This window comes from Formosa haliotis, assembly GCF_001685485.1.
Classification (GTDB): Bacteria; Bacteroidota; Bacteroidia; order Flavobacteriales; family Flavobacteriaceae; genus Formosa; species Formosa haliotis.
Window position 1 is genome coordinate 927,501 of the sequence record NZ_BDEL01000001.1, and the last position, 24,796, is coordinate 952,296.

26 protein-coding genes and 1 rRNA gene (1 of these 27 running past the window's edge) are annotated in these 24,796 nt (G+C 33.2%); 11 read left to right on the forward strand and 16 right to left on the reverse strand.

The genetic code is table 11. The annotated features are described in order from the left end of the window. Window positions 1-1,183, reverse strand: a 16S ribosomal RNA gene (locus A9D35_RS03860); it reaches 337 nt to the left of the window's first position. Window positions 1,184-2,004: 821 nt separating this feature from the next. On the opposite strand from A9D35_RS03860, the gene A9D35_RS03865 reads away from it, so the two are divergent. The 3 genes from A9D35_RS03865 (at window position 2,005) to A9D35_RS03875 (ending at window position 4,080) form a co-directional block, all read left to right on the forward strand. Then, a complete protein-coding gene (locus A9D35_RS03865) occupies window positions 2,005-2,673 on the forward strand; it encodes a lysoplasmalogenase (protein WP_066219282.1) in 669 nt (222 codons plus the stop codon). 263 nt (window positions 2,674-2,936) lie between these two features. Beyond that, the gene (locus A9D35_RS03870) at window positions 2,937-3,431 is read left to right on the forward strand and encodes an RNA polymerase sigma factor (RefSeq protein ID WP_066219285.1); all 495 of its coding nucleotides are present in this window, start codon (window positions 2,937-2,939) and stop codon (window positions 3,429-3,431) included. Between the two features lie 4 nt (window positions 3,432-3,435). Next, on the forward strand, window positions 3,436-4,080 hold the full coding sequence (locus A9D35_RS03875) for a DUF8845 family protein (protein ID WP_066219287.1): 645 nt from the start codon (window positions 3,436-3,438) through the stop codon (window positions 4,078-4,080). Window positions 4,081-4,274: 194 nt separating this feature from the next. Here A9D35_RS03875 and A9D35_RS03880 read toward each other — a convergent pair whose 3' ends face one another. Together A9D35_RS03880 and A9D35_RS03885 are read right to left on the reverse strand one after the other, a co-directional pair. After that, window positions 4,275-5,072, reverse strand: a complete 798-nt coding sequence (locus A9D35_RS03880) for a lysophospholipid acyltransferase family protein (protein ID WP_066219290.1) — start codon at window positions 5,070-5,072, stop codon at window positions 4,275-4,277. 45 nt (window positions 5,073-5,117) lie between these two features. Continuing rightward, window positions 5,118-5,765 (reverse strand): NUDIX hydrolase, encoded by a 648-nt coding sequence (locus A9D35_RS03885; protein ID WP_066219293.1) that lies wholly within the window; start codon window positions 5,763-5,765, stop codon window positions 5,118-5,120. A gap of 187 nt (window positions 5,766-5,952) precedes the next feature. Here A9D35_RS03885 and A9D35_RS03890 point away from each other — a divergent pair, with 187 nt between their 5' ends. Continuing rightward, complete coding sequence (locus A9D35_RS03890; protein WP_141675466.1) at window positions 5,953-6,480, forward strand: peptidylprolyl isomerase; 528 nt, start codon at window positions 5,953-5,955, stop codon at window positions 6,478-6,480. On the opposite strand, the gene A9D35_RS03895 is transcribed toward A9D35_RS03890, so the two are convergent. Together A9D35_RS03895 and A9D35_RS03900 are read right to left on the reverse strand one after the other, a co-directional pair. Beyond that, complete coding sequence (locus A9D35_RS03895; RefSeq protein ID WP_066219295.1) at window positions 6,470-7,096, reverse strand: trimeric intracellular cation channel family protein; 627 nt, start codon at window positions 7,094-7,096, stop codon at window positions 6,470-6,472. The two genes, A9D35_RS03890 and A9D35_RS03895, sit on opposite strands and share 11 nt — an antisense overlap. A 132-nt stretch (window positions 7,097-7,228) precedes the next feature. Beyond that, window positions 7,229-7,711: a Dps family protein gene (locus A9D35_RS03900; protein ID WP_066219297.1), complete on the reverse strand. Its 483-nt coding sequence runs from the start codon at window positions 7,709-7,711 to the stop codon at window positions 7,229-7,231. A 107-nt stretch (window positions 7,712-7,818) separates the two neighbouring features. On the opposite strand from A9D35_RS03900, the gene A9D35_RS03905 reads away from it, so the two are divergent. Together A9D35_RS03905 and A9D35_RS03910 are read left to right on the forward strand one after the other, a co-directional pair. Continuing rightward, a complete protein-coding gene (locus tag A9D35_RS03905) occupies window positions 7,819-8,763 on the forward strand; it encodes a LysR substrate-binding domain-containing protein (RefSeq protein ID WP_066219300.1) in 945 nt (314 codons plus the stop codon). 150 nt (window positions 8,764-8,913) lie between these two features. Continuing rightward, a complete protein-coding gene (locus A9D35_RS03910) occupies window positions 8,914-10,752 on the forward strand; it encodes a MutS-related protein (protein ID WP_066219302.1) in 1,839 nt (612 codons plus the stop codon). A gap of 93 nt (window positions 10,753-10,845) precedes the next feature. On the opposite strand, the gene A9D35_RS03915 is transcribed toward A9D35_RS03910, so the two are convergent. The 3 genes from A9D35_RS03915 to A9D35_RS03925 form a co-directional block, all read right to left on the reverse strand. Then, window positions 10,846-11,043, reverse strand: coding sequence for a hypothetical protein (locus A9D35_RS03915; protein WP_066219305.1), 198 nt, complete (start codon window positions 11,041-11,043; stop codon window positions 10,846-10,848). A 128-nt stretch (window positions 11,044-11,171) separates the two neighbouring features. After that, window positions 11,172-11,969, reverse strand: coding sequence for a TIGR00266 family protein (locus A9D35_RS03920; RefSeq protein WP_066219307.1), 798 nt, complete (start codon window positions 11,967-11,969; stop codon window positions 11,172-11,174). A gap of 84 nt (window positions 11,970-12,053) precedes the next feature. Next, the gene (locus A9D35_RS03925) at window positions 12,054-12,509 is read right to left on the reverse strand and encodes a DUF4442 domain-containing protein (RefSeq protein ID WP_066225737.1); all 456 of its coding nucleotides are present in this window, start codon (window positions 12,507-12,509) and stop codon (window positions 12,054-12,056) included. Window positions 12,510-12,622: 113 nt separating this feature from the next. Here A9D35_RS03925 and A9D35_RS03930 point away from each other — a divergent pair, with 113 nt between their 5' ends. From A9D35_RS03930 to A9D35_RS03940, 3 genes are all read left to right on the forward strand, one after another. After that, window positions 12,623-13,099, forward strand: a complete 477-nt coding sequence (locus tag A9D35_RS03930; protein WP_235817844.1) for a DUF4870 domain-containing protein — start codon at window positions 12,623-12,625, stop codon at window positions 13,097-13,099. A 130-nt stretch (window positions 13,100-13,229) separates the two neighbouring features. Next, a complete protein-coding gene (locus A9D35_RS03935; protein WP_066219313.1) occupies window positions 13,230-13,574 on the forward strand; it encodes a PadR family transcriptional regulator in 345 nt (114 codons plus the stop codon). Next, window positions 13,567-15,339: a PspC domain-containing protein gene (locus A9D35_RS03940; RefSeq protein WP_066219317.1), complete on the forward strand. Its 1,773-nt coding sequence runs from the start codon at window positions 13,567-13,569 to the stop codon at window positions 15,337-15,339. Before A9D35_RS03935 ends, A9D35_RS03940 begins: the two co-directional genes overlap by 8 nt. Window positions 15,340-15,501: 162 nt before the next feature. Here A9D35_RS03940 and trxB read toward each other — a convergent pair whose 3' ends face one another. From trxB to A9D35_RS03970, 6 genes are all read right to left on the reverse strand, one after another. Then, the gene (gene trxB / locus A9D35_RS03945) at window positions 15,502-16,464 is read right to left on the reverse strand and encodes a thioredoxin-disulfide reductase (protein ID WP_066225739.1); all 963 of its coding nucleotides are present in this window, start codon (window positions 16,462-16,464) and stop codon (window positions 15,502-15,504) included. Window positions 16,465-16,650: 186 nt separating this feature from the next. Beyond that, entirely contained in the window at window positions 16,651-16,812 is a 162-nt protein-coding gene (locus A9D35_RS03950) for a DUF1328 domain-containing protein (protein WP_066219322.1), read from the reverse strand. A gap of 249 nt (window positions 16,813-17,061) precedes the next feature. Further along, window positions 17,062-17,265, reverse strand: coding sequence for a DUF6327 family protein (locus tag A9D35_RS03955; RefSeq protein WP_066219325.1), 204 nt, complete (start codon window positions 17,263-17,265; stop codon window positions 17,062-17,064). A 3-nt stretch (window positions 17,266-17,268) separates the two neighbouring features. Then, window positions 17,269-17,619, reverse strand: a complete 351-nt coding sequence (locus A9D35_RS03960; RefSeq protein WP_066219330.1) for a hypothetical protein — start codon at window positions 17,617-17,619, stop codon at window positions 17,269-17,271. A 3-nt stretch (window positions 17,620-17,622) separates the two neighbouring features. Next, the gene (locus A9D35_RS03965) at window positions 17,623-17,985 is read right to left on the reverse strand and encodes a YtxH domain-containing protein (RefSeq protein WP_066219332.1); all 363 of its coding nucleotides are present in this window, start codon (window positions 17,983-17,985) and stop codon (window positions 17,623-17,625) included. Between the two features lie 348 nt (window positions 17,986-18,333). After that, window positions 18,334-19,035: an NUDIX hydrolase gene (locus tag A9D35_RS03970; RefSeq protein ID WP_066219334.1), complete on the reverse strand. Its 702-nt coding sequence runs from the start codon at window positions 19,033-19,035 to the stop codon at window positions 18,334-18,336. A 97-nt stretch (window positions 19,036-19,132) separates the two neighbouring features. Between A9D35_RS03970 and galK the strand changes: the two genes are divergently transcribed. Further along, complete coding sequence (gene galK / locus A9D35_RS03975) at window positions 19,133-20,284, forward strand: galactokinase (protein ID WP_066219337.1); 1,152 nt, start codon at window positions 19,133-19,135, stop codon at window positions 20,282-20,284. A gap of 14 nt (window positions 20,285-20,298) precedes the next feature. Next, the gene (locus A9D35_RS03980) at window positions 20,299-21,318 is read left to right on the forward strand and encodes a UDP-glucose--hexose-1-phosphate uridylyltransferase (RefSeq protein ID WP_066219341.1); all 1,020 of its coding nucleotides are present in this window, start codon (window positions 20,299-20,301) and stop codon (window positions 21,316-21,318) included. 88 nt (window positions 21,319-21,406) lie between these two features. Here A9D35_RS03980 and A9D35_RS03985 read toward each other — a convergent pair whose 3' ends face one another. Further along, window positions 21,407-23,215: a hypothetical protein gene (locus A9D35_RS03985; RefSeq protein ID WP_066219348.1), complete on the reverse strand. Its 1,809-nt coding sequence runs from the start codon at window positions 23,213-23,215 to the stop codon at window positions 21,407-21,409. A gap of 535 nt (window positions 23,216-23,750) precedes the next feature. Next, window positions 23,751-24,617: a Gfo/Idh/MocA family protein gene (locus A9D35_RS03990; protein ID WP_218017720.1), complete on the reverse strand. Its 867-nt coding sequence runs from the start codon at window positions 24,615-24,617 to the stop codon at window positions 23,751-23,753. Window positions 24,618-24,796 lie beyond the last annotated feature (179 nt).

The window sequence follows — 24,796 nt, forward strand, 5'->3', positions numbered from 1 at the left end:
TGACGTCATCCCCACCTTCCTCACAGTTTGCACTGGCAGTCTTGTTAGAGTTCCCGACACTACTCGCTGGCAACTAACAACAGGGGTTGCGCTCGTTATAGGACTTAACCTGACACCTCACGGCACGAGCTGACGACAACCATGCAGCACCTTGTAAATTGTCCGAAGAAAAGTCTATCTCTAAACCTGTCAATCTACATTTAAGCCCTGGTAAGGTTCCTCGCGTATCATCGAATTAAACCACATGCTCCACCGCTTGTGCGGGCCCCCGTCAATTCCTTTGAGTTTCATTCTTGCGAACGTACTCCCCAGGTGGGTTACTTATCACTTTCGCTTAGCCACTCAATCCGAAGATCGAACAGCTAGTAACCATCGTTTACGGCGTGGACTACCAGGGTATCTAATCCTGTTCGCTACCCACGCTTTCGTCCATCAGTGTCAGTGTATTATTAGTAATCTGCCTTCGCAATTGGTATTCTATGTAATATCTATGCATTTCACCGCTACACTACATATTCTAACTACTTCATAATAACTCAAGACAACCAGTATCAAAGGCAATTTTACAGTTGAGCTGCAAGATTTCACCTCTGACTTAATTGTCCACCTACGGACCCTTTAAACCCAATGATTCCGGATAACGCTTGGATCCTCCGTATTACCGCGGCTGCTGGCACGGAGTTAGCCGATCCTTATTCTTACAGTACCGTCAAGCTCCCTCACGAGGGAGTGTTTCTTCCTGTATAAAAGCAGTTTACAACCCATAGGGCAGTCTTCCTGCACGCGGCATGGCTGGATCAGGCTCTCGCCCATTGTCCAATATTCCTCACTGCTGCCTCCCGTAGGAGTCTGGTCCGTGTCTCAGTACCAGTGTGGGGGATCTCCCTCTCAGGACCCCTATCTATCGCAGTCTTGGTAAGCCGTTACCTTACCAACTAACTAATAGAACGCATGCTCATCTTTTACCGATAAATCTTTAATATAAAAATGATGCCATCTCTATATACTATGAAGTATTAATCCAAATTTCTCTGGGCTATCCTCCTGTAAAAGGTAGATTGCATACGCGTTACGCACCCGTGCGCCGGTCGTCATCTGTGCAAGCACAATGTTACCCCTCGACTTGCATGTGTTAGGCCTGCCGCTAGCGTTCATCCTGAGCCAGGATCAAACTCTTCATCGTTAAATTTTTAAGTGTTTCCACTTTTACTTTTAACAACTAATGGAATTAAATTTTGGTACTCAAAATGGTTTATTCTCTTTTTGTGATATTAACCGTTTCCAGTTAATATCTACGCTGTCAATTCAATATGTTAATGAACTTATTTCTCTTCTTATCTTAACGCGTTTCCTTGTTAAGCGGGTGCAAATATAAAACCCCTTTTTATTCCTTGCAATGTTTTTTGAAGTTTTTTTTAAATTGTTTTTGCAAACTTTCTAATCTCATTAAAACACTAGCCAAAGAACTTCTCTTGTCTAAAAACGTTGCCGTTTTTAGCGGCTGCAAACTTACAACCTTTTTTGTTCTTACAAAGCTTTTTCTAATCTTTTTTAAAACTTATTTTAAATCCGATTTTTTAACCTGTTAATGAACCTTTGCTTACTCTTCTTCCTAAACCCTCTCGCCGTAAGCGGGTGCAAATATACAACCTTTCCTTTTTATAAAACTAACTTTTTATAAGGTTTTTTTTGATTTGTTTTTAACACAAAGGAACACAACAGGTTAAGTAAATTCATCTCATAGTTTTCGATATAGCATATGATTTTTAACCACACCTCTACCTACTATTCAAACTGAAATAATAACAAGTTAGATCTAGATCAATCCATTTAAAAGCATATATATTGTTGTACATTAAATACAATCAACTATAGATTCTTGTTTAATCTCAAAATTCAAACACTTATATATATTAGGAGTTATTTCAAAAAATAATAAAAGAAAGCTCTACACTATTGTAGGTAATTTAAATATATTTGAGATAACCGACTAACCAATTACACATGCTTACTCCCATAGAACTAAAATTTACTAGGGTTTATATATTCATTTTAATATTAGAGATCATCTGCTCTAGCACTCCAAGCTTATACCCTTTGCACTATATTACAAAACCTGCACTTCTTATTAGTTTACTTCTATTCTTTATAAGTACTAATCAAAGATTATCTACTTCTACGAAACGATTAACCATACTAGCTTTAAGTTTTTCATTACTTGGAGACATCTTACTCATGTTTACCAACAACTCTCAAATGTTTTTCACTTTAGGGTTGGTTGCTTTTTTATTCGCGCACCTTATGTATATTTTAATATTTATTAAAGATAGAAGGTCTTTTAAAAAGGGCGTCTTTTTCTTAACCATATGCTTGTTATATGCTTTATTATTTATTCACTTTTTACAACCTCATTTAGGGTCACTTTTAACTCCTGTAATTATTTACATTATCGCTATATTATCGATGGTAACAACTGCTTTTTTGAGACACAAAAAAAACAATCCTCAAGCTTATTATTTCATTTTAACTGGCGCCATATTGTTTATGATTTCGGATAGCATACTCGCCATAAACAAATTTATAGCTCCAATTCCATTTGAAAGTATAGGCATTATGCTGCCTTATGGTTTAGCACAATTACTATTGGTTTTAGGCATAAAAAAAGCACTATAAATAAATTCTATGATTAAATATTAAAATAATATAAATCAAAATATTAGGAGTTAACAAGTAATCTTTTACTTTAACATAAGAACCACAAAAAAACCTTTAAGTAAGTTATCCATTTTTTACTATTTTTCAAGAAATTCATCATAAAAATTGCTAGCACATGGTCTTAAATTTCACAACATGTAATGCATTGCTCTAAACCTTTTTCACTACACTTGTAACAAATTCTAAACTATCTATACTTATAGATTACTTAACCATCTAAATTGAATAAAGAACTAGAACATAGTTTTATAAAATTGCTTGAAGAGCATCAAAATATAGTGCACAAAATTTGCCGATTGTACACCAATAATTATGATGCCCACAACGATTTATTCCAGGAGATTACCATACAGCTTTGGAATGCCTATCCGAAGTTTCGTGGTGATTCAAAATTCAGTACTTGGATGTATCGTGTTGGACTAAATACCGCCATAACCCTATATAGGAAATCGAAACGTAGTATACAGACTCAAGAATTTGATACCGTTCAATTTAAAATCTCTGCAGAAGATTATGACGACACCGAGGAACAACAATTAAAACTATTATACAGTGCTATTCATCAGTTAAACGATATTGAAAAAGCATTGGTTTTTCTGTATTTAGAAGACAAAAAGTATACTGAGATTAGTGAAACATTAGGGATTAGTGAAGTAAATGCCAGAGTGAAGATGAATCGCGTAAAAACAAAACTAAAAACCATTTTAAATCCGTAAGGCTATGGATGAATTAGATTTATTAAAAAAAGACTGGAATAAATCGGAAAACAAAAGTTTTCCGAAACTTTCCTATAACGACATATATAAGATGATTCTGAAAAAATCGTCTTCAATAGTAAAGTGGATTTTTATAATTAGTATTCTAGAATTTGTGTTTTGGACACTTATTTCCTTTGGTTTTAAAGGATTTGAGGGGTTTGAACGCTTTAAAGACACCGATGCTGAGTATATTATTAAAGGCTTATCGGTTATTGGTTACCTTGTTATATTCTACTTCTTTTATTTGTTCTTTAAAAACTACAAACGTATTTCTGTTACAGACAATGCTAAAGTGTTAATGGAAACCATATTAAAAACCAGAAAGACCGTTAGAAACTACGTGGCTTTTAACCTGATATTTACTGTAATTTCTACATGTATAGTTATCGTTATAGAATTTAACCAAGACAATAGATTAATTGCTAAGGTAAATGAAGCCGTAGCTAACGGAAACAAACTTTGGTTTTATATGCAATTTGCCTTAATTACAATTGCCATACTAGCTATAGCTATAGTTATATTATTAGGCTTTTACTATCTTATTTACGGGATTTTACTAAAACGATTAGATAAAAATTATAAAGAATTGAAAAAGATGGATTTGTAACCAGAAAAATCTTGTATTCCATTAACAGATTTGTGATCACTCCGATAATTGAAACTAGAGCTAGATCAATAGTCCAGATTCAAGACTTTACTTTAGAGAACTTTAAATACCTTTAATTTCTATTGAAGGATTGCAAACCTACCCTAAAAGACAATCTTAAAATTCAAGATTTTTTTTTAAACAATAGTTTATAACTAAAATTCTCTCTGCTTATTTAGCTCTTCTATGTCTTGCAGTTGTTCTTTAGTTAATACTTTTAAGAAAGAAGGATGTTGTTCTATGGCGTATTCAATTTTTTCAACAATACTATCTATCGTATCATTTTTATAATCAATCTCTAAAGGCTTCTTAATCTCTATAGATTGTAGGATATTCTTTTTCTTAATTCGTAGTCCTTTTTTATCGAAAGAACGTCTAAAACCATCAATAACCACCGGAACAACAATAGGTTCGTAGCGCTTAATAATATGAGCAGTTCCCTTTCTAATAGGTTTAAAAGGTGTTGTTGTTCCTTGCGGGAAAGTAATAACCCAACCGTCTTTTAAAGCTTTAGCGATACTAGAAATATCGCTCATTTTAACTTGTCGGTTAACATCTTGACCTTGCGCTCTCCACGTACGCTCTATACTAATAGAACCTGCGTAAGCAAACAGTTTTGGCAACAAACCTGCTTTCATGGTTTCTTTGGCCGCAACATAATACATATTAAGTTTAGGATGCCAGATATATCCTATGTTTTTAATAGAATCTTGTCGTCCGCTTAGACTAGCATTAAAAACATGAAACATAGCCACAACATCGGCAAAATAAGTTTGGTGATTGGAAATAAAAAGCACATTGGTATCCGGTAAATCCTTTATTATTTCTGAACCTTCAATTTGAAGCTCATTAAACCCACGAAAACGCCTATGGGTAATAATACCTAAACCTCTAATTATCCATTTTTTAAATAGTAATATATGTCCGAAAGGATTTCGTTTTAACAATCCCATGATAGTTCTCTGTTTTTTAAAATCGAATACAAATGTAGGAAAAACTCAATGATAACGCACTCCTTTTAAAATGTCTTTTATTTCGCTAAGCATCATGGCTGTTGCTCCCCATACCACATAACCTTGTAGCACAAACGCAGGAGCATCGGTTTTTGCTGCGTACGAGGTGGTTACCGATTTCGTTTCAACGTTTTTTTCGTTTAAAAACTCGGTTAAAGGCACTTCAATAATAGCATCTACCTCTTCATCTTGTTTAGAAAATGTAGGCGTTTCTGGTACGACTCCAATAAAAGGTTGTACTATAAAATGACTTGGCGGAATGTAAATATGAGTAAGTTTTCGCCAAACTTCTATATCCTGTTCTGGCACGCCTACCTCTTCGAAGGTTTCACGAATGGCCGCTGTTTTTAGTGAATCGTCTTCTGGCTCTAATTTTCCGCCCGGAAAACCAATCTGGGCAGAATGCACACCTTTGTAGGTATTTCGTAAAATTAAAACCAACATGGTTTCATGAGCTTCGTTAGGGTAAAACAAAGCCATAACCGCTGCTTTTCTAGCCGTTGTCATTTTAATTTTCATAGACTCCAACAGTTCTTTTCTAAACGGTGGCGACATTTTAAACTGAGATGCTTCGGCTGGAAGCGGTATATTTTCTATTTTTGATTTTAATTTTACAAAATCATCAAAATTCATTTATGAGATTCTTAATATACTGTTGTTTATGTATTACTCTTTTCAATTGTGAAGATACGCAATCTAAAAAAAATAATACTACAAATCCTGTAATAGTACCCCCAGTAAAACAAGCCGAAAAAAAGATAGTATTGTAGAACCTGTTGAAGAACAACGTGAATTCCCACTGCTTACAGATGATAATGCCATGGAGTTTTTTCTTCAATACGAAAAAAAGAATAAAGAAAACAAAGTACGAATTACAACCTCGTTCGGAATTATAGATATCTTACTCTTTAACGAAACAAAGTTTCACCGCGCAAACTTTATATTTCTAACGAAGCAAGGCTATTTTACAAATACCCAATTTTACAGAGTAGTGAAAAACTTTATTATTCAAGGCGGTAGTAGCGATGATCCTGAAATTGGAAAACGCCGCTATAATATTGGAAAATACCTCCTCCCAACAGATGCAAAACGCGGCTTTAAGCATGATCGCGGTGTAATTTCTATGCCTAGTAGCGATATAGAAAATCCATATAAATTGGCATCGCCTTATGAATTTTTTATCGTTCAAGCTGCCCATGGAGCTCACCACCTAGATGGTGACTACACTATTTTTGGGAAAGTGATTCGAGGAATGGATGTGGTTGATAAAATTTCGAATGTAGAAACCGATAATGCCGAGTGGCCTCTACACAATGTATATATTGAAAAGGTTGAAATTATAAATTAGCATCCTCGTCGGGTTCGTTTTTATACAAATTAGGTAAACTAATTTTAAATCGCACCGCCAACAAGCGTATAACGATAACTATTAGGCCCGAGGCTAAAAATATAAAATTACCTTCTAGCGGTAAAAGGCGTAATAAGAAATAAGATATCCCGCCAACTATACATGCTGTAGCATATATTTCTTTTCTAAATATAACCGGAATTTCGTTGCATAAAATATCGCGAGTAACCCCACCAAAACAAGCGGTCATGGTACCTAAAGCAATGCAAATAATAGGATGTAAACCTGCAGAAACACCTTTTTCTACTCCAACAAGGGTATATAGACCTATACCAATAGTATCGAACAAAAAAAGTGAAGTTCTTAAATAATCAATTTTTTTCTTAAATAAAACAGCAAAAACGGTAGAGCCTATAATAACGTAAACATAGGTCATATTTTGCATCCACCCCACTGGAGTATTCCCGATCAGTACATCTCTTAAAGTCCCTCCTCCAATAGCGGTTACAAAAGCAATAATTAAAATTCCGAAAGGATCCATGCGTTTACTTAATGCCACTAAAACACCAGAAATTGCAAATGCAATAGTTCCCAAAATATCAAGAGCATAAAACATACGCGACTGTTTAAATTGTACTTTCTAATAAGACATCAAATGTTGAAAATATATTGTGATTTACAAAACCTAAACCATAAAAAAACCCTTTAAAATACATTAAAGGGTTTTTATATTAGATTGATATTAGAATTAAACTGTAGTTTCTCCTAACCAAGCTTTCATCATCCAAACTGTTTTTTCTTGTTCGGTAATAAAGTCACTCATCATAGAGTTTGTACCTTCATCTCCGGCATCGCCAGATTTATCTAATAGATCTCTTTCAATTTGTAATAATACAGAAAGTGAATCTACAATAAGCTGAACTGCTTTTTCGTCGGCAGATACATTTTTCCCTACCGGTACTTTGGCTATAGATGCATAATCTTCAAAAGTATGTAACGGTGTTTCTCCTAATGTTAAAACACGTTCTGCTATTTCATCAACTTTTACATTAGCATCGGTATACAACTCTTCAAACTTAACATGTAATTCAAAGAATTGCTTTCCTTTAATATTCCAGTGAATTCCTCTTAAATTCTGATAATATGTCTGAAAGTTTGCTAATAAGTTATTTAAATCCTTTGCTAAATCTTTGGTTTTAGCAGCATCTAATCCTAATATATTAAGTCCCATAGTTATTTGTATTTATTTATTGTTACTGCAAATTTAGTCTATAATTAACACACATAACAATCAATTTTATCGATAGCTTTTATAACTTTATAGTCTAAATTTATAAGATGACAATTACACAATTATATTATGTTATGGCAGTTGCTGAAAATCAGAACTTCACGAAGGCCGCAGAGAAATGTTTTGTAACACAACCTACTTTAAGTATGCAAATTCAGAAATTAGAAGATGAATTAGATGTACTTATTTTTGATCGTAGTAAAAAACCGATTGAATTAACAGAAGTAGGTAAAAAAATTGTGAATCAGGCTAAAAATATAGTCAACGAATCGTATCGTATTCAAGATATTGTCGATCAACAAAAGGGATTTATAGGAGGAGAATTTAAATTAGGAATTATTCCTACAATTATGCCTACCCTATTACCTATGTTTTTAAATACCTTTATAAAAAAACACCCTAAAGTTAAACTTGTTATTGAAGAGTTAACCACGCAAGAAATTATTTCTAGACTACACGAAGGCCATTTAGATGCTGCCATTGCTGCAACACCTTTAGAATTAGAAAACATTAAGGAGCGTGTGTTATACTTTGAGCCATTTGTGGGTTATATCCCAAAAAACCACCGATTACATAAAGTTGAAAAGATCTCTGCAATTGATTTAGACATAGACGACATGTTACTGTTAGAGGACGGCCATTGTTTTAGAGATGGAATTTTAAATATCTGTAAATCTTTTAAAAAACATACCGACGATAATTTTCAATTAGAAAGCGGTAGTATTGAAACCTTAATTAAACTCTCTAACGAAGGCCTTGGTATGACCTTACTACCCTATTTACACACTTTAGATTTGAATGAAAAAGCCAAAGAAAACCTGAAGTTTTTTACCGAACCATCTCCTGCTAGAGAAGTTAGCTTGATTTACCCAAAAAGTGAACTAAAAATGCAAATTGTAGAAGCCCTTCAAACTGTAATTTCGGGAGTAATTAGAGGCGCCATTGCCTTCCAAAATGTTAAAATTATTAGTCCGATATCTAAAAAGAAGTAACTCATATTTAACGCTTTAAGTTGAAACCACAAAATCCACTGAATTTATAAACATAACGATTTTCATTTATAAATATTTATATATCTTGAGCCTTATACCACTATACTCAAGGCTAAACCTATATTTAAGGCTTAAACAACTATCAACCTAATGAAAATCTATTCGGATAACATAATAAAATACGATGCCAAATTACTACTGTTAACCCAGAAGTTAAAACAAGCATCTTTATTAAGATTATTCACCTTTTTAGGATTTATAGGAGTACTTATTTCTTTGTTTTATCTAAAACTATTTACCGCCTTCTTTATAGCAATTCCTATTAGCATATTAGGATTCGGATACGTTCTTAAACATCATGGGAGATTAGCATTTTTAAAGACACATACGGCCTTCTTAAAAAGGATAAACGAATGCGAAATTCTAAGATTAAATAACGAGTTGGAAGCGTTTGATAGCGGTGAAAAGTTTATAAACCCAAACCATCCCTACAGTTCTGACTTAGATATTTTTGGCCAACATTCTATATTTCAATTGGTGAATCGTACCACAACAGAATCGGGAGAAATACGCTTGTCTGAGTGGCTGTCTAAGCCGGCAAACAAAGCTGAAATATTAAACAGACAACACGCTATTAAAACATTGTCTAAAAAACTAGATTGGAGACAAAACTTTCAAGCATCGGGCATGCACTATTTAAATAAGAAAAGTAATTATGCCGACCTATTACATTGGGTAGAGCAACCTCTTGTCTTACTAAAAAAACAACCTATTTATAGGTTAATAGCCCTAGTTTCTCCAATCCTATTTTTTATAAGTACCTATTTCTTTTATTTGAATTTAGGACTACCGACAGCCTTTTTACATCTAACTTTTATGATAGTAGTTCTAGGCACAAACTATCTCATTATAAACAAATTAAAAAACTTATCTGAAGCCATAGTTGAAACCTCTAGCGCTAATCTAGAAACCTTACACGGATACCTTTCACTTATTAAAAACATTGAAACAGAAAGTTTTGAGGCTAAAAAACTACAAGATTTACAAGCTAAATTAACACAAGGCAATTACTCTGCTCATCACGAAATAAAACAGCTTTGTAGTCTGCTGGAATATGCCCAACAACGCCCCATAAAAAAGATTCCTATTGGAGGAAATTACATGTATCCGCTTTTAAACAGCATCCTACTATTAGATATCTATTTAATTTTAGGTACCGAAAAATGGAAATTAAAAAATAAAGCTATGATAACAACTTGGGCAGATGTGATAAGCGAGTTTGAGGCTATTAATAGTTTTGCTGGATTTCATTATTCAAACCCAACCTACAGCTTTCCAGTGATTACAGACACACAAAATTACGTGTATTTCGAAGCTTTAGGACATCCGCTACTAGAACATACCAAACGCGTTTGTAATGATTTTCACTCGGAAGAAGCTGGAGACGTTATTATGATTACGGGCTCTAATATGGCTGGAAAAAGCACATTTTTAAGAGCTGTAGGTGTAAATATTGTATTAGCATTAGCAGGTGCTCCATGTTGTGCAGTTCAGGGTAACCTATCTATACTTCAATTATATTCAAGCATGCGAATAGCAGATAATTTACAAAAAGGAATTTCTTCATTTTTTGCTGAATTAAAAAGAATTGAAAGCCTATTGAAACTCATTGAAACTAACAATAATGTATTTTTTCTTATAGACGAAATGTTTAAAGGCACTAACTCTGAAGACAGACACTTGGGAGGCTTTTCTTTTATTAATCAAGTTAGTAAACTTAACACTTCGGGTGTTATTGCAACTCATGATATCGAACTTGCTAAACGTGCTGGCAACCAAGACTTGGTGAGAAATTACAGTTTTAATAGCGAGATTAAAAATGAAGCCATGATCTTTAATTACAAACTAGACGCCATGATATGCCATGATTTTAATGCGAGCGCACTAATGAAAAGAAGTGGTATAAAAATTATATCTGAACCGAAGTAAAAGAAACACTAATGATTGGTTTTAAATTGTGACTATAAACTACATTATGACTTTTGAAAACACAAAAAGCAACCAAATGGTTGCTTTTCCTTTTTATGCTTTTAAATAAATTAAACATTTATCCAAATCGGGGTTTTGTTGTACAATAGATTCTATAAAAATCTTAAGTTCTTCAATTTCGTAAGGTAATAATCGTTGAAGCGCTTTTTGTACTTCTTTACAAAACAACGTAGTATCAAAACTAACTTTACTAAGTATCGTTTTTGTATACTCGAACATTGCTCTAGCCATAGGTATTAAGTTTAGGTTTAGTAATTTTTTAAAAGTAGATTTGTTTTATAGGCAACTATAACGTTTTAAATTCCTTCTAAAAATACTTTTTTTTATCTTAATATTATCTTAAAACCGAATATAATTTGTTAAAATCTGTTGTCTCCATCTAGTAAATCACCGAGGCTCCCAAGGATGCTTCCCTCACCTTTTTTATGCTTCCCTTTTGGTAGTGCAGCTAAAACTCTACCTGCCAATCTACTAAATGGTAGAGACTGCACATATACCGTACCCGGGCCCGTTAATGTGGCGAAAAACAAACCTTCTCCACCAAAAATACTATTAGTAATACCTCCTATAACTTCAACATCATAATCGATATCTTTAGTAAAACCAACAATACAGCCTGTGTCGACCCTTAACTTTTCTCCTGCTTTTAAATTTTTGGTTGCTAAAGTTCCACCAGCATGTACAAAAGCCATTCCGTTGCCTTCTAGTTTTTGCATGATAAAACCTTCTCCCCCAAATAAACCTCGTCCTAATCGTTTAGAAAATTCGATACCTACGCTAACACCTTTAGCAGCACATAAGAACGCATCTTTTTGGCAAATTACTTTACCTCCAAACTTAGTGAGATCTACCGCTAGTATTTTTCCAGGATAAGGCGATGCAAACGAAACCGACCGTTTTACCGATTGGGTATTGTAAAATGCTGTCATAAACAAACTTTCGCCGGTTAACAAACGTTTACCCGCTCCAAAGATGGAATCTAAAAGCGTTTGGTTTGGAGTAGAACCGTCTCCAAAAATAGTCTCCATTTTTATGCCTTCCTGCATCATCATAAAACTACCAGCTTCAGCTACAACACCTTCATTTTGATCTAATTCTATTTCAACATATTGCATTTCTTCACCATAAATATGATAATCTATTTCGTGTGCACTCATAATTTGAAACTTTAAGATTAAACAATATCTCGTATAACTAATTTACTGATTTTATTACAACTAAATCCGCAAAACAATCAATTCCTAATTTTTTACTTTTAGTGTCCATTCAAAATTAAAAGTAGATACCTCCACCCCTTCTTCGTTTGTACCAACAGATTTCATCCAAATGGTTTGTCCTTCACCACTAGCAATTGCTTTTTCAATAGCATCATTAATTTTGTAACCTTCGTCGCAAACAAATGTGATACGTCCTGTGGCTTTTTTTGTAAAACTGGCAGTGTTACTTAGTACCAACATGGAAATTTTTTTTCCGCTTTCGCTAATTTTAGACATCACCAATGCGCCCGTGGTTAATTCTGCTGCCATACCCTGGACAGCCCAAAACATAGATTTAAACGGATTTTGGTTTATCCATCTATGCTTTACAGTAACCATACATTTTTCGTTATTTATAAGTTTCGTACGCACCCCACAAAAGTAAGCTGCTGGCAGTTTTAGCATTAAAAAGCTATTTAATTTAGAAGGGGTTATGGCCATAGTAAGAGTTTTAGTTTCGGTAAAAATATCAAAAATAAACCACACTAAACTTGTTAATATTATGTTAAAATACACTACTATGTTTTGCATAATACCTTTTTTTAGACATATATTTGCATAAGAAACTATTATATGCTTTAAACATGTTAGACAACCATCAAAAAAATATAGCCACATTTATCCATCTATCTACCTTTTCAAGGTTTATTTTTCCATTAGGAAATTTTATTGCTCCGCTTGTGCTTTGGATTACAAACAAGGACAAATCGACCTTTATAGATAATCATGGAAAGGAAGCCATTAATTTTCAAATTAGCATTCTGCTGTATACGTTGGTATTAGGTATGATTACCGTTCCTTTTTTCTTATTCAATATATTTAGCGGAATACATTTTATCGATTTTAATCTGTTTGACAGCATCCATATTAATATCGGAAAACCATCTCCCCTGTTATATCTAGGAGGTGCTTTAGGCGGACTTGCAGTCGTTGGATTTATAGTTGAATTGGCGCTAATTGTTAGAGCTAGTTTAAAAGCTAAAGAAGGCGAAGCTTACCAGTACCCTTTTACCATACATTTCATCAAATAACATAACCATCATCAATCAAATCAAAAAATGAACAGTTTAAATTTAAAATGCATTAAAACATGACCCAAGTAATTTTAAATCTTTGTAATCCATCTCAGTGTTTCACACGCACTATTAAATACACAAACAGATGAAAATAGAAAACACAAAAGCACAAATGCGCAAAGGTGTTCTAGAATACTGCATCTTGTCTGTATTAAAAGATGACGACGCCTATGTAGCCGAAATTTTACAAACGCTAAAAGACGCCAAGATGTTAGTGGTAGAAGGTACCATTTACCCTTTACTAACACGATTAAAAAACGCCGGTCTTCTTAATTACCGTTGGGAAGAATCTACTTCGGGACCGCCACGTAAATATTACGGATTAACGGAAACCGGAAAATTATTTCTAAGTGAATTAAATACCACTTGGAGTGAATTACAACACGCAGTAAACCTAGTAACACGTCAAAAAAATAACAGCAATGAATAAAACAGTCAACATAAATTTAGCAGGTATATTTTTTCATATTGATGAAGATGCTTACCAAAAATTGCAACGCTATCTTGAGGCTATTAAACGTTCATTCACCGACTCTCAAGGCCGCTCTGAAATTATAGCCGATATTGAAGCTCGTATTGCCGAACTTTTTAACGAACGTGTTAAACACGACAAGCAAGTTATTGGAACAAAAGAAGTAGACGAAGTCATTTCTATTATGGGGCAACCTGAAGATTACTTGGTAGACGACGAGATTTTTGAAGACGAACCTAGTTACCACTCGCAACCAAAATCGACCAAAAAACTATTTAGAGACACCAGCAACTCTTATATTGGAGGTGTTGCTTCTGGACTAGCACATTATTTGGGTATAGATGCCATTTGGGTAAGACTAATTTGGGTGTTGTTAACTCTTGGTTCGGGCGGAACGTTTATATTTATTTATATCTTGTTTTGGATTCTGGTTCCAGAAGCGCTAACAACTGCCGAAAAACTAACCATGACCGGTGAGCCTGTTAATATTAGTAACATTGAAAAAAAAATTAAAAAAGGATTTGAAGGCGTTTCAGATACTGTAAAAAATGTGGATTACGAAAAATATGGCAGTAAGGTAAAGTCTACTTCAAAATCATTTTTCGATACTATTGGAGACATAATAATGTTTTTCTTAAAATTATTTGCCAAATTTATTGGTGTGCTTTTAGTAATATTTGGTGCCATGGCAATATTCGCTTTATTGGTTAGTGTACTATCCTTAGGAAGCTCATCGTTCTTTCATCCGTGGTGGATGGATTATCCAGATGCTGTTAACACCACAGGACTCCCAATTTGGCTAGGCTCTTTATTAGTATTTTTTACTGTAGGCATACCTTGTTTTTTCATCCTGTATCTAGGTCTTAAAATTCTAATTAACAATTTAAAATCTATTGGAAAACCTGCAAAATTCACCTTACTTGGTATCTGGTTAATTTCGCTAATTGGCTTAATAACTATAGGAATTAAACAAGCATCAGACCATGCCTTAGACTCTGTAGTCACTCAAAAAGATGCTCTTATATACAATACCAAAGACACGTTGCGAATTAGTATGGTGAAAAACAGTAAATTCAATAGAAATATACGTCGAAGTTCAGATTTTCAAATTGTGTATAATGATAACGACCAAAAAGTTATTTTTTCTAGAGACGTTACACTTCACATCCGATCTACTCAGGATAGTGTGGCAATGATTCAAATTGAAAAAGAATCTAAAGGGAAAAACTACTTGGAAGCTAAAGATCGTGCAGAAAAAATTGTGTACAACTATACACTTAAAAATAATCAGCTTTTATTAGACAGTTATTTATTAACCGATTATGAAAATAAATATAGAGAACAAAAAGTAGATATTATACTTTACCTACCGGAAGGATCTTATGTTGATTTAAACAGAAATTTACGATCGTATTTACCAGCATATAACTCGGCAGATAATATAATTACCTACAAACACTCGAACCACATCATGAAAATTTTAAATGATGATGCTTCCTGCATTAATTGTACTGAAGATGAAAACGATGAAGATTTTGACGATGATAACTTTATCGATTTAAATATAAATGATACTAATGGTTCTGTAAAAATTAATAAAAACGGCGTTAAAATTAAAAGTGACGACGTGAATATAGAAATAGACGCGAATGGTGTAAAAGCCAATGGAGAAGATGTAAATGTAGATATTAATGAAAACGGTATTAACATTATATCAGAATAAGTTTTAAGCTTTCATCAATCAAAAATCAATCACTATGGAAACGATCATCAAAATTATCACCACATTAATCCTTGATATCTTGTGTTAATAATTCCGTTTAAACCAAAAAAAACCTAGCAAATAATCGTGCTAGGTTTTTTTGTTTTATATAGTTTTTAAAGCTTAAGCTTCTACTTCAACCTCTTTCGATGCTAAATAACGCTCGGCATCTAACGCAGCCATACAACCCGTACCTGCAGCCGTAATTGCTTGTCTGTAAACATGGTCTGCCGCATCACCAGAAACAAACACTCCTTCTACATTTGTTTTAGCTGAACCAGGCTGATTAATAATGTAACCCGTTTCATCTAGCTCTAAATAATCTTTAAAAATATCTGTATTTGGTTTGTGACCAATAGCTACAAAAAATCCTGTTGCTGGGATTTCTTTTAACTCGTTTGTTTCGTTGTTTTTTACTAAAACTCCAGTAACCACTTGTCCGTCTCCTAAAACTTCTTCGGTTTCTGTATTGAACAAAATCTCTATGTTTTCTGTCTTTTTAACGCGATTTGCCATGATTTTAGACGCTCTAAACTCGTCACGTCTTACTAACATAGTCACTTTTTTACACAGCTTAGAAAGATAATGCGCTTCTTCGCAAGCAGAATCTCCTGCTCCAACAATTACTACTTCTTGGTTTCTATAGAAGAATCCGTCGCAAACAGCACAAGCCGAAACACCACCTCCTAATTGTAGGTATTTTTGTTCTGATGGTATTCCTAAATATTTTGCTGAAGCTCCAGTAGAAATAATTACAGTTTCTGCATGAATTTCATGTGTTTCATTAACCCAAACTTTATGAACATCTCCAGAAAAATCGACTTTAGTTACCCATCCATCACGAATATCAGAACCAAAACGCTTAGCTTGTTCTTGCAATTGAATCATCATTTCTGGACCTGTAATTCCATCTGGATACCCCGGAAAATTCTCTACTTCGTTAGTGGTCGTTAACTGTCCACCAGGTTGCATTCCTTGATATAACACAGGAAACATATTCGCTCTGGCAGCATAAATAGCAGCAGTATATCCTGCAGGACCAGACCCCACTATAAGGCACTTTACTTTCTCGATTGTTTCAGACATAACTTCTTTAAAATTTATTTCAAGCAAAAGTAAAATTTTTAGAGCAATCCTTACGCCTATTATTATTAAAAATTCTTATAATTAAATAAGTACTTATGATTTTAAAAATATTTAGCAATGTTTGAACATAAAAAAAAGGATTCCATAATAAATGAAATCCTTTTTTTATATAGTTTACTCTTAATTTTACTTACTAAGCAATCCTTTTAAAAGGGACAGCACAAAAAGTACAATAAAGATGTAAAACAATATTTTTGCAATTCCGGCCGAAGCCCCTGCAATACCACCAAAGCCTAAAACTCCCGCAATAACTGCAACTATAATAAAAATAATGGTCCAACGTAACATAATAATTTGTTTTTAAGGTTAATTATAATTTCGAATTCATCTTTACGTCATGCAAATATAAATTCAAGGTTTTTGTAATATTAAAGTTACAAAAAAAACAAATCAGATGCTTTATTTTATGTATTTATTTAATACATTCTCAATTATTATCTTAAAAAAATAAAAAAACCTAATTGAAATAAAAATATTACATCAACTAAGTTCCAACAATATCAAAAAAAGCGGTATAAATCAGTGCCTAGCTTTTCCTTATTTAAATAATTTTTTCATAAACATTAAAGACCCAATCTTCCCAGTATAATTAATAGCGGTATGCACCCAATTTAAAGGTTTCAAATCTTCTTGAACATCAATTTTTAGGGCTTTCATTTCTTCCCAAGCAATCTGACGTTCTAGATCTAAACGTTTTAATTCGTATTCAATTTCATCAAATGAATTGTAATCTTTTTTCATAAGCTATTTATCAAAGAATTTTTGTGACACTTTCTTTATAAAAAATTTATCTATACGGCGTCTTAGCAAATAGATTATTAACATGATTAAGATGAAGACACCCCCCATAATTAGCATTCCAATAGCTAAGTTATCTACCCAATAGCCTATAGCCACGGCAGCAGAAAGTGCTAAAAATAAAAGGGCTATAATCATCATGCCCCCTATCAATAACATCTTTCCAAACAAGCTTGAAAAAGAAGTAACTTGCTGGAATACCTTTAATTTTAAATATTGGTGAGAAGTCTCTACATACTTCTCACCAATATCTACTGCTTTATTTGAAGTCTCGTTTAAAGATTCAAAAACATTCATATATTATGATTTTTGAAATTTCTTGTTTTTAGCTTTAAGATCATTTAATTTTTTCTCAAGACTATTTATCACGTCGTCTGCTTTATGCGTAACATCAGTAACAATTTCATCTAATTGCTCATCTAAAGTTCCTTTTTTAGCAGCCATCGCGCTGTTTACTTTATCTTTTAAATCATGCGCACTACTGCTTACTTTATCTTTTAAGTCATTCGCACTATCATTCATTCTATCACGAGCAGCTAATGCCTCATCAGCTAAACGTTTTCTTGTTTTACTTCCTTCGTCTGGAGCATAAAGAATTCCAAATAATGCACCTATTGCTGTTCCTGCTAAAAGCCCTAATACAGCGTTTCCACTTTTACTCATAATTTTACTGTTTAATGGTTAAAAAAATATTTGATTAACATAAATATGTATATCAAATTTACACATTATTAAATGATAAATTATATTCTAATTTACAATTTTAAGTTAATACCTACATAATATTATCTTAAAATCTTAATTCTAACAGAAATGGACAACTTAACAAATCTATTAAAGTTTTTACTTGAAACCTATTTCAATAACACCGTAAGCGTTAGTAAATTAATAGATTGTATTACAATAATTATATTACAAATCCCTATTAAAAGTATATTTTACAATTAAAATTTTAGTTCAACATCGGTTCTATTGGTTTATGAAACTTTAAAAAAACAGACCACTAAAACTCTAAATCTCAAAATGATATCCTGAATTTAATAGTTTTTTATAATTTTTAGGATTGAATTTAAATAAAAACGCGCCACGCTTAGAGTTCGATTTGTCCTTTTCGTCTAATTTTTCTAAGACTTTTAAGGATAACACTTTTTTTCTGAAGTTTCCCGGATCAAAATCACGCTGATAAATAGCTTCATATAACTGTTGTAATTGCGGTATGGTAAACTTCTCTGGAAGCAATTCAAAACCAATGGGCTGATATTTTGCTTTACGTTTTAAAACTTCTAAAGCATCTTCTACCATAACATTATGATCTAAAGTTAATTGTGGTACGGCATTTAAATTACACCAGTACGCCCCGTGTTTCTCTACTAATTCCTTGTCATGATCGTCTATTCTAATTAAAGCATACTGTGCTATAGAAATACATCGCGCACCACTGTCTCTATCTACCTTTGTATAGGTTTTAAGTTGTTCTAAAAACACCTGGTCTAAGCCCGTTATATCTTTTAGAACCCGTTTTGCGGCAGTATTATCGTCTTCCTCTAGCTCTACAAAACTACCTACTAGCGACCAGCTTCCTTTATCGGGTTCTACCCGTCTTTTAAATATAAGTAATTTTAATTCGCCTTCATCAAATCCGAAAACAATACAATCTGAAGCCACATACATTTTATCGTGGGAAGCGTAATAATCTATCTGTTGTTTAACCATAATTATAAATAATACGTTAAAATTAATAAAAGTATAATTTACTTTTATTAATTTTAACTTCTATTTTCAAACATTCAACTAAAATACATCTTATCAAATGAAAAAACCACTATTAGAAGTAATATACACGGACTTTAAAATACGTTTTAAGCAAGAGCCTTTACTCGTATTTTCGCCTGGACGCATAAATATTATAGGAGAACATACAGATTATAATGATGGTTACGTGTTTCCTGCGGCTATAGACAAAGGTATTGCAGCGGCTATTCAAAAATCTGAAACCGACAATTGTATCGCTTATGCTTACGATTTAAATGAAGCTTACGAATTTAGTTTAAACAATATTAAACCTTTAGAAAACGGAGGTTGGAGAAATTATGTCATTGGTGTTGTAGCCGAGATTCAGAAGAAAAGCATTACCGTACCGCCATTTAATATTGTTTTTGGTGGTAATATTCCCGAAGGTGCTGGTTTATCTTCTTCGGCTGCTCTAGAAAATAGTATTGTTTATAGTTTAAATGAACTTTTTAATCTGGGTTTATCTAAATCTGAAATGATCTTAATTTCGCAAAAAGCCGAGCATAATTTTGCTGGTGTACGCTGCGGAATCATGGATCAATACGCAAGTATGTTTGGACAAAAAGACCATGCCTTGCTTTTAGATTGCCGAACACAAAAAGCCACACCATTTCATATCGATTTTAAAGACTATCAATTACTTTTAATAAATACCAATGTAAAACACGATTTATCTGAAGCGGCATATAACGATAGACGTCATGTTTGCGAGACGGTGAGCAGCTTACTAAAAATTCCTGCATTAAGAGACGCTACTGCTAGCGACTTGCTTAAAATAAAAACACAACTTTCTGAAGAAGATTACCAAAAAGCCCTTTATGTTATCGAAGAAAACGATCGTGCCCTAAAAGCTGTAGAAGCTATGAAAGCAAATCAGCTTGATCAATTGGGAGCGTTATTGTTTGGCTCTCATGATGGTTTACAACACCAATATCATGTTAGTTGCCCAGAATTAGATTTCTTAGTAGATTTTGCTAAAACAGATACACATATCATTGGAGCACGAATGATGGGAGGCGGTTTTGGAGGCTGTACCATTAATATAGTATTAAAATCTGCATTAGCCGAAGTTCAAGACACTATTGCAAAAAATTATAAGAATAAATTCAATAAGGACTGCTCGTTTTACAACGTGAATCTATCTCAAGGTACCCACGTAGTTACGCTTTAAATTAATTTCACAAAATGACAAATAATATTCAAGATTACTCGCATAAACGATTAAATATTTTAACTGGAGAGTGGGTTTTAGTCTCTCCACATCGTGCTAAACGTCCTTGGCAAGGTCAAAACGAAGAGGTCGCAAACGATACACGCCCATCACACGACGAAAGTTGCTACTTATGTTCGGGTAACACACGTGCAAATGGTGAAAAAAATCCAGATTATAAAGACGTATTTGTATTTACAAACGACTTTGCTGCCCTTCAAAAAGATTCGGAAACATTTAGCGTAAACGACGGTTTATTTAAAGCACAGAGCGAACAAGGCGTTTGTAAAGTTATTTGTTTTAGTCCAGATCACTCTAAAAGTTTAGCAAACATGTCTGTGCCAGATATTAATAAAGTAGTGAAAACATGGCAAAATGAATTTAAGACCTTAGGCGCTATGGACCTTATAAACTATGTTCAGATTTTTGAAAATAAAGGAGCCATAATGGGATGTAGCAATCCGCATCCTCATGGACAGGTTTGGAGTCAGTCTACGCTACCTAATGAGGTTTTCAAAAAAGACAATCAACAAAAAGCATATTTCGAGAGTAAGAAATCATCTTTATTAGGAGATTATTTAAATCAAGAATTAAACGCTAAAGAACGCATTATTTACGAAAATGATGCCTTTGTTGTACTGGTTCCTTTTTGGGCTATTTGGCCGTTCGAGACTATGATTGTGCCTAAAAAAGCTCAAGAAAACATTTTAGAAATGACCGATAAAGACACTGAATTATTTGCAGACGCTATTTCGGTAATTACTAAAACCTACGACAAGTTATTTAATATATCGTTCCCTTACTCAAGCGGTATTCATCAAGCGCCTACTAATAACCAGGACAATTCGCACTGGCATTGGCATATGAGTTTTTATCCGCCATTGTTACGCAGTGCTACCGTTAAAAAATTTATGGTAGGATACGAAATGTTTGGTTCCCCACAACGCGATATTACTGCAGAATGGGCTGCAAACAAATTAAAATCTCTACTATAAACAAAACTTATTTTATAAAAAAAGCCTTGCAAATAATGCAAGGCTTTATAGTAGAATTAGGCCACTATATAAAACGCTTTAAATAGAATTATGCGATTTGGGAAACTGCTTCTATTTTCACACTAAGCGCTTTTAATCGATTTAATTCTGTTTGTAAACCTTCGTAAATTGCATTTTTAGATGTTTCAAAATAATCTTTAGTATCATCTAAAAGACTTTCATAATAAGCGACTCCAGATTTTAAGTTTTCTATAAAACTTACAAAGTATTTCTCTTCTCTTTTATTAGAAATTACAGGCGTTTCGTTAAACTTGTTTGTAATATAATCGACGTAAATAGTCAATTCTTTTACAAACATATTGGGACGATTTGGCGACACTATATTTTTTATTTCTCCATAAATATGAGAAGTCATTTCTTTTAAACTCAAAATTCTAGAGAAATAAGCCATATTCGGACCAGGACAAACAGACACTCCGGTACCTTCGGTTTTAGTATCTAAATTATACTTTAATAATGCCGATGTTCCTAAACCAACACAAGTACAAGATTTTACTGTAATTTTATCAAGTGCTTTACTGTACTCGGTAACATCTAGATCTTGCTCGTCTAATTGCTTAATTTTTAAATGCTGATATTGTCTTGAAGCCGTACATAAACCTTCTTCGGAAAACTCTTTATTCAGGGCCACAAACTTTTTAGGGCAAGCACTTCCAGGTCTATTTTTATCGATGTTTCTGTATTTCTCTAAATCTTTAGTATTTCCTCTCAAACTATTAAAAGGCACACCTAGCGGCGAAATATCGCTTAAATACAAATCCTTTTCTTTGGCACCAATAAGTTGCTCCATAGTAGCATCGTCTACAGTTGTTGCTTCTGGAACTAATAAAAATGGAGTCCCCCAGCCTACAGAATCTAGGTTATATTTTTCCATTAAAAACTCGTGCTCTTCAGCAGTTCCTACACCACCCTGTGCTGTAATTTTAACAGGTAATACCGCTTCTGGAACAGGGTAATTCTTGGTTTCTAAGGCTTTAGTTAATAACCCGTGAAGCTCGGTTGTAAGCGCGGTTTTATTAACATTAAACTCATTTAAAATAGGTCCCATTAACAAACCATTAGTTGCAAAGGCATGTCCACCACAATTTAAACCTGATTCAATTCTGAATTCTGAAATCCAAATCCCTTTCTTTGCTAATATTTTTCCTTGAATTAAAGCTGATCTATAATCGCTTACCTTAAGAATAATTTTCTTCTTAATATACCCAGTAGCATCAGGATAGAAATCTTTAAAATTTTCTATATAACTGAATAAATGCGGATTCATACCAGCCGATAAAATTAAAGACGAACTTAAATTAGAATTCGCATACCCACGCAATGCTGCATGTGCATCGTTATATTCAACAGGTAATTGTTTTTTATCTTTAAAGTTATCTTTATCAACTTTAGTCATGATGTTTACATCAATACTACCTTTTACTAAATTATCTGATAAAAACTTTTTTGCTTTATCCATACTAAACTTACCAGAAATAGCATTTACAAACTGAGATTTTAGCTCTGAAGTGTTTGGCAATAAGTTTAAATAATTTTTTAAATCTTCTGTATAAGATTTGTTAACCGCTTTAAGTTGATTAAATTTTTCTTCGGTTACTTCGTGAACCATATTTAAATACGAGGTAATACGTTTCGCTCTATGGTCTGTTTCTGAACTGTCAATTTCTTCATAGGGTAATTCAAACATCTTACAGTACATTTTACGAAGTTTTTCAAGTAAAATATCGTCGACTAAAGATATGGCTGAATCAATTCCTAAATGAGATACTTTTAAAGGTGTATCTATGGTAAAACCAATTCCCATTACTGGGATATGGAAGGAATGTAATTTTTTCATTTTAATTGTTTTAGTTACTTTTTAGACAAAAAGATTTACAAAATTCCGATATTCTATTCAAATATTCTATGACATTTATCATGTTTAAAAACAGAATAAACACCATTTTAATTATTTGATTATTAAAAGAATACGAGATATCTTTTTTATTAATAAGTATTGTATTGCTATGAAACATACAAGCATTTAACATGCCAAACTCACTCCACTAAAAATTTATGAACTTAGGTTCAGCACAAAAAGAATCCTACAATTTTAGTTAATACAATTAAACCTATAGTTTATTAAAAAATTGATAGATACTACCTAAGAAAAACATCATGTTTCTCGAAAAAAGACATGAATATGAATGAATTAATAATTTCTACGATTTATAAAGAGCGGATTAAAGTGAAATTATTTTGCTTGAAAAATGTGTTAAAATGACTTTATTATTAAACCGTAAATGCGTCCATAATTTTTGCTACTTCAAAAGCTTCTTCTGCCGAACAGGGATTTTCTGCACGATCTAAAAAATAATCTACTACGGCAGAAATCATAGGTTCTTGTATATGTTCTGGATTTTAAAACGATACACTGTTTCCACACCATTTTTATAACACCTTACAACTTCACCAAAAAACGAAAAGACTATTTTACCTGCTGTACCATAAATTACACACTCATCTTTAGATTCAGATTCTGGCATATTAAAAGACCAAATTCCGCGACATTGCACGCCATTTTTAAACCGGATTATTCCATTAACTAGAGAGGCAGCAAACTCGTTTTCTTCCCTTTTAGAACACCCAAAAGCATCGGTATAGGATCCAAAATACTGCAACATTAAATCGAGTTGATGTGGCGCTAAATCATGAAAATATCCACCTCCAGAAATTGTAGGATTAAGTCTCCAAAATTCATCAGCATTCGCTATTAAATTAGACTTCCTCGCTTGTAAAATTTGAATATCGGCATACAATACTCGTCCTATTTCATGTTTTACAAGTAAGTCTTTCACTTTTAAAAAAGCAGGTAAATGTCTTCTGTAATGGGCTACAGTTAATTTTGATTTCGTGTCTTTTAAAGCTTCTACTATCTGTTTCGCTTCTAAAGCATTTAAAGCCATTGGTTTTTCTAAATACACATGCTTTCCGGCTTCTATGGCAGAAAGCGTATAGCTTAAATGAGACGAAGGCGGAGTTGCTATATATACAGCATTTATTTCGGGATCATTTAAAATAGCCTTGGCATCATCGAAAGCATAGGGCACGTTATGACGTTTGGCAAAATCTTGTGCCTTTGACAAATTACGGCGCATTACCGATTTTAATTCTGATTGTGCTAACTTATAAAAAGCTGGTCCGCTTTTAACTTCTGCAACATCACCACAGCCGATAATTCCCCAAACAATGTTATCCATAATACAGGTTTTATTTTTTATAATGCTGAATTAGCACCAATTTAAAAAGCCTTAATCCTCCATAAATCTACTATAATGATTACAGAAAACGAAAAAGAGGCTGTTCAAAAAGTGTTAAATCCGTCATTCTGAATGTATTTCAGAATCTCATCACATGGAAAACGAAACATGTGAGAACC